Below are 8,429 nucleotides of genomic sequence, written 5' to 3'. Positions count from 1 at the left end.
CGGGTCTTCACCGGGTACTGCGAGAGCTGTTCGAGAATCTCGGACATCGGCCGATTGAGGTCGACCTCGACCACCTCGCCGCTCGAGATGTCCTCGGCCACACCGGCAGCCGGCATGTACTTCGCCGGGTCGGTCTCGAGTTGCTCCAGGAACACCCCGTCGGCGGTGATCTTGCCGAGGGCCTGGCGGTCTGCCGAGCACGAGACCGCGATCGCCACCGGACACGACGCACCGTGCCGAGGGAGGCGGACCACACGCACGTCGTGGCAGAAGTACTTGCCGCCGAACTGCGCGCCGATCCCGAAGGACTGGGTCAGCTTGAAGACCTCTTCCTCCAGTTCGAGGTCCCGGAACCCGTGTGCGGACATCGAACCCGTGGTCGGCAGGTTGTCGAGGTAATGGGCAGAGGCGTATTTCGCGGTCTTGAGCGCGAACTCGGCCGAGGTACCGCCGATGACGACGGCGAGGTGATACGGCGGGCAGGCCGCGGTGCCCAGCGAACGGATCTTCTCGTCGAGGAACTTGAGCATTCCCTTGGGGTTCAGGATGGCCTTGGTCTCCTGGAACAGGAACGACTTGTTCGCGCTGCCGCCGCCCTTGGCCATGAACAGGAACTTGTACTCGGGTCCCTTGGGGCCCTGCTCGGTCGCGTAGATCTCGACCTGGGCCGGGAGGTTGGACCCGGTGTTCTTTTCCTCGTAGGTGGTCAGCGGCGCGAGCTGCGAGTACCGCAGGTTGAGCTGGGTGTAGGCGTCGTACACGCCGCGGGAGATGGACTGCGCGTCGTCGGCGCCGGTCAGCACGCCTTCGCTCTTCTTACCCATCACGATCGCGGTGCCGGTGTCCTGGCACATCGGCAGCACACCACCGGCGGAGATGTTCACGTTCTTGAGCAGATCCAGCGCGACGAAGCGATCGTTGCCGGACGCTTCGGGGTCGTCGATGATCTTGCGGAGCTGCGCGAGATGAGCCGGGCGCAGGTAGTGGCTGATGTCATGCATCGCCTCGGCGGTCAGCTTCCGGATGGCTTCCGGTTCGACCTTGAGGAAGGTCTGGCCGTCGACCTCGAACGTCGACACCCCCTCCGTGGTGAGGAGTCGGTAGGGGGTGTCGTCGCCATCGATCGGGAGCAGATCGGAGTAGAGAAACTCTGGGGCTGAGGCTGGTTTACTCACGCCCAGCATCGTATCGCTGCGGTCGGCGGCCCCTTGTGAGAGGTTGACCAGTCGAAAGTTCGGAGAAGTGAACTGGTGCGGCCCCTCGGTGGGGCTGCGCGATGCGCATCCCCATCCGCACGCTACGCGGTGGTGTTCTGGGAGATCTCGTTGAGCTTCTGACGGGTGTGGCGACCCTCGATGGCGCGGATGGTGCCCGACCTCGACCGCATGACCAGCGAGCGGGTGGTGGCACCGTTGGCGCGGTAGCTGACGCCGCGCAGCATGTCGCCGTTGGTGACGCCGGTGGCGCAGAAGAACATGTTTTCGCCGCTGACGAGGTCTTCGGTCTTGAGGACGCGGTCGAGGTCGTGTCCGGCGTCGATCGCCTTCTGGCGCTCGGCGGCGTTGCGGGGCCAGAGCTTGCCCTGGATCTCGCCGCCCATGCACTTCATGGCGACGGCCGTGATGATGCCTTCGGGGGTGCCGCCGATGCCCATGAGCATGTCGACCGAGCTCTCGTCCTGTGCCGCCGCGATGGCGCCGGCGACGTCGCCGTCAGAGATCAGGCGCACCTTGGCGCCTGCGGCCCGGATCTCGGCGATCAGACCTTCGTGGCGTTCGCGGTCGAGGACGACCACGGTGAGGTCGGCGACCTCGATGCCCTTCGCCTTGGAGACGGCCTGGACGTTGTATTCGACGGATTCGTTGATGTCGATGACACCGGCGGCCTCCGGACCGACAGCGATCTTCTCCATGTAGAACACGGCCGACGGGTCGTACATCGTGCCGCGCTCGGACACCGCGATGACGGCGATCGAGTTGGGGCGACCCTCGGCCATCAGGGTGGTGCCGTCGATGGGATCGACAGCGACGTCGACCTCGGGGCCTTCGCCGTTGCCGACCTCTTCGCCGTTGTAGAGCATCGGTGCTTCGTCTTTTTCACCTTCACCGATGACGACGACACCGCGCATGGACACGGTGGACAGGAGCTGACGCATCGCGTCAACCGCGGCTCCGTCACCACCGTTCTTGTCGCCCTTGCCGACCCAACGTCCGGCCGCGAGTGCGGCGGCCTCTGTCACGCGCACGAGTTCCATCGCCAAGTTACGGTCCGGAGCCTCGAAGTTGGTATTAGCGGCTGACATTGTGATGGCCTCCTGAATCGCGGCGATTGTGTTGAAGGCCATCCTTTCATGCCCGTTATTGCAGGTGGTGCACCGGTGCCTGCCCATAGACGCTGACGTTCATCCCCGCCTCACGAGCCTTGAGTTGCAGCGCGAGGTACCGCGAATAGTGGCGCGACTGGTGGAGGTTGCCGCCGTGGAACCAAAGGTTCTGCTGGGCAGTGGGTTTCCACATGTTGCGCAGCTCGCCTTCCCAGGGACCCGGGTCCTTGGTGGTGCCCGACCCCAGGCCCCAGCATTTGCCGACCTTGTCGGCGACGTCCTGGGAGATCAGCTTGGCGGCCCAGCCGTTCATCGAACCGAAGCCCGTGGCCATCACGATGAGATCGGCCTCGAGTTCGGTGCCGTCCGACAGGACCACCGACCGCGGCTTGATCTCGGTGATGTGGGCGGGTGCCCTCAGTTTCACCTTGCCGTCAGCGATGAGCTCGGACGCACCGACGTCGATGTAGTAGCCCGAACCGCGGCGCAGGTACTTGAGGAACAGCCCGGATCCGTCGTCGCCGAAGTCGAGCATGAATCCGGCGGCCTCGAGGCGGTCGTAGAAGTCCTTGTCCTGTTCTCGGATGGTGTCCCAGGCGGGGATCTGGAACTGCGCGAGCAAGCCGTAGGGGATCGACCCGAAGATCAGGTCCGCTGTCTCGTGATCGATGCCGCCCGCAAGGGCCTCTTCGGAATACAGCGGGCCGAGCACTTCCCGCATCAGCGACTCGGACCGCACGATGTGGGTGGTCGAGCGCTGGATCATGGTGACGTCCGCACCGTTCTCCCAGAGATCCGCGCAGATGTCGTGCGCGGAGTTGTTGGCGCCGAGGACCACCGCCTTCTTGCCGGTGTACCGGCCGCCACCCGAATGCTGCGACGAATGCGCCAGGTCGCCTTCAAAAGTCTCGGCGCCCGGGATCTCGGGCATGTTCGGGATGCCGGACATGCCGGTGGCCATCACCAACTGGGTCGGTGTGAGGGTCAGGTGTTCGCCCTCGCGCTCGACCTCGACGGTCCACTGACCGGTGGCCTCATCGAACGAGGCGCTCTGGCACAGGGTGTTCGACCAGTAGTCGAGTTCCATGATCTTGACGTAGCTCTCGAGCCAGTCGCCCATCTTGTCCTTCGGCGTGAACACGGGCCAGTCGTCGGGGAAGGGGAGGTATGGCATGTGGTCGTACCAGACCGGATCATGCAGGGACAGTGAGTAATAGCGGCTGCGCCACTGGTCGCCCGGCTTGGGGTGTTTGTCGATGACCAGGGCGTCCACCCCCAGGCGGCGCAGGCGGGCGGCCAGGCCGATGCCACCTTGTCCGCCACCGACGATCAGGACGTAGGGCTGGGTGGTGACACCCAGGGTCTGCTGCGCCTCGGTGCGTCGATCGAGCCAGTTCTTGCGACCGGGCACAACGCCGTGCTCGGCACCCTTGATCCGCCGGTTGCCCTTGTTCTCGGGGAACTCCAGCAATTCCTGCGCCGACGTGAGGAATGTCCAGCACTTGCCGTCTCGCAGTCGCATCAGGCCCTTGCCACGCAACACCGGCGTCGTGAACGTGTACCAGGCTTCGGTGATGCCGTCACCAGAATCCGTTGCCTCGCCGATCAACTCGAAGTTTCCGGGTGCCGAGTGGGGCAAGGTCGCCATCAGCATCGCCGCCAGGTCGTCCTTGCCTTCCGCGGTTGTCAGATTCCAGCTCAGGGCAACCAGGTCGCGCCAGTAGCAGTCGTCGACGAACAGGTCGGTGACGGCGCTGACGTCTCCACTGTCGCGGGCATCGCTGATCGCCCGCTCCAGGTTGTCCAAAAATGCCTGCGCGGTCTGGGTGGGTGAGACCGTGGTGGTCATGTCGCAACTCCTTAGCGTGAGGTGAATCACATACGACGCTATGAGTGATCTGCTCCGTGGGGGAGGGTTGCAGGAGGTTGCAGATGTCAGGAGACGGTTGCGGCCACGGTCAGGCGGTACGGCCGCGGGACGAGCAGCGGTCCGAGGGTGCGACGGATCCGGGATACCTCGGCTCGAACGGTCACCGTGTGATCGCCGGAACCGTAGAGCGACGTCGACAGTTCTCGCGCGCTCAAACCGGCCGGTTGCTGGGCCAGGATCCGGAGCAGGTCCAGCTGCCGCCGGGTCAGCGGATGTGTGGTCTGCCGGGAGTCGTCGAATGTGATGTGTGCGCCGGGCGGTTCGGAGGTCAGGGTCAGGGTCGTGACGCTGCGCTGTGACCGATTCAGCTGCCAGAGGTCGCCCACCTGGGTCGCCTCGAAGTGGCCGAGGCTGGGAATCCACACATTCGACGCGCCGAGGCCGCCGGGTATGTAGAGCCGATCGCTGACCGAGATGCCTCGGGCGGCGATGACCCAACCTCCCCGGTCGACGATGAGTGCGTCGGATCCGGTGGGGCCGAGCAGTCCTGCGGCCGCGACGCTGCGGGACCGCAGATCATCGCGATGCAGCATCTCGAGTTCGGCATTGACCGCGTCGAGTGTTGAGCAGACCAGCGACAGCGTATGCGGATGGGCGGTGCGGAGACCTCCGGACAGGGTGATCGCTCCGAGAACCGAGTCGTCGCGGGGGTCGATGATCGGCGCGCCGGTGCACACCCAGCTGTGGTGGCTCGGATGTGCGTGCTCTGAACCGAAGATCTGGATCGGAGTGCGGTCGGCCATTGCGGTTCCCAGGGCGTTGGTGCCCACGGACTTCTCGGTCCACGACGCGCCTTCGACAAAGCCGAGGCTCTCCGACCGGCGTCGCACATTGGAGGGGCCGGCCACCCACAGGACCACCCCGTCGCGGTCGCAGAGCACCAGCTCGGTGGCCGTGTCGGTACAACTGGCGAGAAGGCGTTCCCGCAGCGAGGCCGATGCGTGGGCGAGAAACGGATCTGCTTCCCTCCGGTGGGCTATCTCGTCCGACGGCCGGTAGTCGGGGCCGCAGTATTCACCGGGCTGCCGCTGCCACGAGCGGGCGACTTCCTCACGCACCCCGAGCGGGATCGCGCCGGTGGTGGACCACTGCGCGAACAGGGAATCCAGGCGGCGGAGGTGGGCACGCGGATCCTGATCGATACGCAGTGCGCTCGACGGGCGGGTCAGCGGTTGTGGCACACAGTTCTCCGGCTCGTTGGGTCGTCGATGAGTCTACGTGAGCCGTGTCACAGCGCAGCGGTTGATCTGGACCACCGAACCAACTCACCCCTGTCGACCGGTGGTCGACAGGGGTGAGTGGTGCGAGCTATGCGTTGGTCAGCCGTTGCCGCTGACCGCGGGCTCCAGTGGTTTGCCGTCCGCGGACACCGAGGTGTCGATGGGGATCTCGCGGATGGCCGTGCCCTCCATGTCGACGTTCGGCAGGATCTTGTCGAGCCACGCCGGGATCCACCAGGCCCGCTCGCCCATGATCGTGATGACCGCGGGCACGATCACCATTCGCACGATGAAGGCGTCGAAGAACACGGCCGCGGCCAGGGCAAAGCCCATCATCTTCGAACTGGTGTCGGGCGCGAGCATGAATGCGGCGAACACCGCGATCATGATGATGGCGGCGGACGCGACCACGCGGGCACCGTGTTTGTACCCGATGATCACCGCCTCCTTCGCGGGCAGCCCGTGGACATACTCCTCCCGCATGCGGGTAACCAGGAACACCTGGTAATCCATCGCCAGACCGAAGACCACACCGATCATGAAGATCGGCAGGAACGAGATGATCGGCTGTGTGTGCGTGATCAGGCCCAGATGGCCCAACTGGAAGATCGCGACGGTGGCGCCGAACGTGGCACACACGGAGAACAGGAAGCCGATCGTGGCGGTGAGCGGTACCAGGACCGACCGGAACACGATCATCAGGATGATGAACGCCAGTCCGACCACCAGGATCAGGTACGGGATCAGCGCCGAACTCAGCTTCGCCGAGATGTCGGACATGATCGCGGTCTGACCGCCGACGTTGAGGGTGACACCCTCGGCCTCCGGCGTCGATGAATAGTCGCGGATCTGTTCCATCAGATCGTGTGTCTGCGGACCACTCGGTGAGTGTTGAGGAGTCACGAAGATCAGTGCGGAGGTTGCTCCGGTCTGGCCCGTCGCCGGGTCGGCGCTCTGATTCGGACCGTTGCCGATCCAGGTCATCTGATCCGGGTTCGCGACATTGGGCAGGGTCTTGATGTGCTCGATGGTCTGTTCGGCCGCAGGAGCCACATCGCCGCCGTCGGTGTCGTTCAAGACCACCAGCAACGGACCGTTGATGCCTTCACCGAATCCGCGCTGGAGCAACGCGGTGGCCGGGGCCTCGGCGTCGGTTGTGGTCGAGAGACCGAGTTCGAGCTTGGTCATCGGCAAGGCGACCACGATCAGCGCGAGCAACGAGATCGCGGCAACGGGCCACGGGTACTTCGTGACGAACTTGGCGAAGCGCAGGCCATTGGTCGCCTGGGACTCCGGTTCGTCGCCGTGCCGGACCTTCGGGATCCGTGGCGAGAACGCGAAACGGCCGAAGGCGCCCAACAGGGCGGGAATCAGTGTGATGGCACCGAGCACCGCGATCAGGACCGCAAGCGCTGCAGCCAGACCCATCTGTGAGATGAACGGGATGCCGACGACGGAGAGCGCGGCAACCGCGATCATCACGGTGAGGCCGGCGAACACGACCGCCGAACCGGCCGTACCGACGGCCCGGCCGACGGCGGCTTCACGGGTCCCGCCGAGATTGAGTTCGCTGCGGTATCTGGAGACGATGAACAGGGCGTAGTCGATCGACACCGCGATGCCGAGCATCGTGATGATGCCGGTTGCGCTCTCGTTGATGCTGAACACACCCGCGCCGAGCGTGACCAGCATGATCGTGATCACCACGCCGAGGATGCCGGTGATGATCGGGATGAAGGCGGCGACGATGGCGCCGAACGCCACGATCATCACGATGAAGGCGACGAGGAAGCCGAGCATCTCGGCGGCGCCACCCTGTTCGAAGACCTGCATCAGCGAACCGGTGCCCTCGACCTGGAGGCCGCCGACACGGAACTCGGCAAGGATGTCTTCGAACTGTTTGGTGTCTTCGGCGGTGAGATCTTCTACCTTGATGTTCTGCTTGACCTGGATCAGACCGACTGTCCCATCGGCACTGAGGATCGACGACGCCGCGTTCGGATTGTTCGTTTCGGCGATGATCTCGTTGGCGGCGGTCACCGGGTTGACGATCGTGGCCGGCGCAGTCAGATCCGGCAACGTCTTCAGCTCGGCAACAAGGCCATTGATGGTGTCGGTGTGCGCCTCGAGCCCGTCGTCGGCGGCGACGAGGACACTGGTCGATGCCTCGGTCTGTTCCTCGTTGATGGCGGAGAAGTTCTCCTTCATCAAGGACATCGCCTTGTCCGAGTCGGTGCCCGGCAGTTCAAAGTCCTTGGAGAACTTCGGGTTCAGGGTGTTCACCAGAGTGACCACCAGAACCGCCATCAGCAGCCAGCTGACGATGGCCCACCATTTGTGCCGAAAAGAGAACCGCCCGAGGCGGTACAGGAACATTGCCATGGGGCTGAGCCTATAGTCTTGCAGTGACATCGCTCTCACCAGGAAGGTGAACGATACGGTCGACGCTGTCCGTCGGCGGCAGGGCTTCCCTTATCGGGCAGGGGCTTTGCGCTATTTTGTCGGCAGAACCTGGGCGTTCGGGTTCAAACCCGGCAGCGGTGAAACAGCGAGAACCGCCTCGGCGAGCGTGGTGAAATCGGGTTCGCCGGCTTTGTTCGCCATCAGTCCGATCCGGACGTCACCCAGGTCGGTGACCCACACCGAACGTCCGCCCTCGGGCTTGCTGTAGACCACCCACTCGGACCCGCCGACGTCGCGGGTGCCGGCGCCGAGCAGTGTCTCGTCACCCACGAGATAACCGACGAGACCGTCCTTGCCGGCACCGGTCTGGCTGAGCTGGAGGTACACCCCGTTGGCGGTGATGTACCCGGCGTTGGAGACCGTCGTGTCCTCGAGCGCAGCCGTGCTACCGCTGTTGGGTTTCCAGTCCTCTGGTGTTTGCGGCAGCCGGATCGGGAACGTCGAGTTGCGGGCTTCCGCCGTCAGTGCGCTGGACACGTCATAGGCGGGGACC

General features: G+C 64.7%; 6 protein-coding genes. All 6 read right to left on the bottom strand.

The window, feature by feature from the left end:
* Window positions 1–1,175: fumarate hydratase (locus tag VIQ49_RS20680; RefSeq protein ID WP_331888144.1), on the bottom strand; the 1,175-nt coding region annotated here is incomplete at its 3' end.
* A 122-nt stretch (window positions 1,176–1,297) separates the two neighbouring features.
* A complete protein-coding gene (glpX, locus tag VIQ49_RS20675; RefSeq protein ID WP_331888142.1) occupies window positions 1,298–2,302 on the bottom strand; it encodes a class II fructose-bisphosphatase in 1,005 nt (334 codons plus the stop codon).
* A 55-nt stretch (window positions 2,303–2,357) separates the two neighbouring features.
* Window positions 2,358–4,172: an NAD(P)/FAD-dependent oxidoreductase gene (locus tag VIQ49_RS20670; protein ID WP_331888140.1), complete on the bottom strand. Its 1,815-nt coding sequence runs from the start codon at window positions 4,170–4,172 to the stop codon at window positions 2,358–2,360.
* Window positions 4,173–4,258: 86 nt separating this feature from the next.
* Window positions 4,259–5,434 carry a helix-turn-helix domain-containing protein gene (locus VIQ49_RS20665; RefSeq protein ID WP_331888138.1) on the bottom strand — a complete coding sequence of 392 codons (1,176 nt, stop codon included), beginning with the start codon at window positions 5,432–5,434 and terminating at the stop codon, window positions 4,259–4,261.
* Between the two features lie 138 nt (window positions 5,435–5,572).
* Window positions 5,573–7,855: an MMPL family transporter gene (locus VIQ49_RS20660; RefSeq protein WP_331888136.1), complete on the bottom strand. Its 2,283-nt coding sequence runs from the start codon at window positions 7,853–7,855 to the stop codon at window positions 5,573–5,575.
* Between the two features lie 111 nt (window positions 7,856–7,966).
* On the bottom strand, window positions 7,967–8,429 hold a 463-nt coding region (locus tag VIQ49_RS20655), incomplete at its 5' end, for a DUF4245 domain-containing protein (protein ID WP_331888134.1).

The organism is Williamsia sp., assembly GCF_036566845.1.
Classification (GTDB): Bacteria; Actinomycetota; Actinomycetes; order Mycobacteriales; family Mycobacteriaceae; genus Williamsia.
This window is presented reverse-complemented; position numbering and strand designations above follow the sequence as displayed.

What these genes read in the sequence shown, in the direction of transcription:
- glpX (WP_331888142.1), bottom strand. Translation starts at nt 2,302, where the DNA reads ATGTCAGCCGCTAATACCAACTTCGAGGCTCCGGACCGTAACTTGGCG.
- VIQ49_RS20670 (WP_331888140.1), bottom strand. Translation starts at nt 4,172, where the DNA reads ATGACCACCACGGTCTCACCCACCCAGACCGCGCAGGCATTTTTGGAC.
- VIQ49_RS20660 (WP_331888136.1), bottom strand. Translation starts at nt 7,855, where the DNA reads ATGGCAATGTTCCTGTACCGCCTCGGGCGGTTCTCTTTTCGGCACAAA.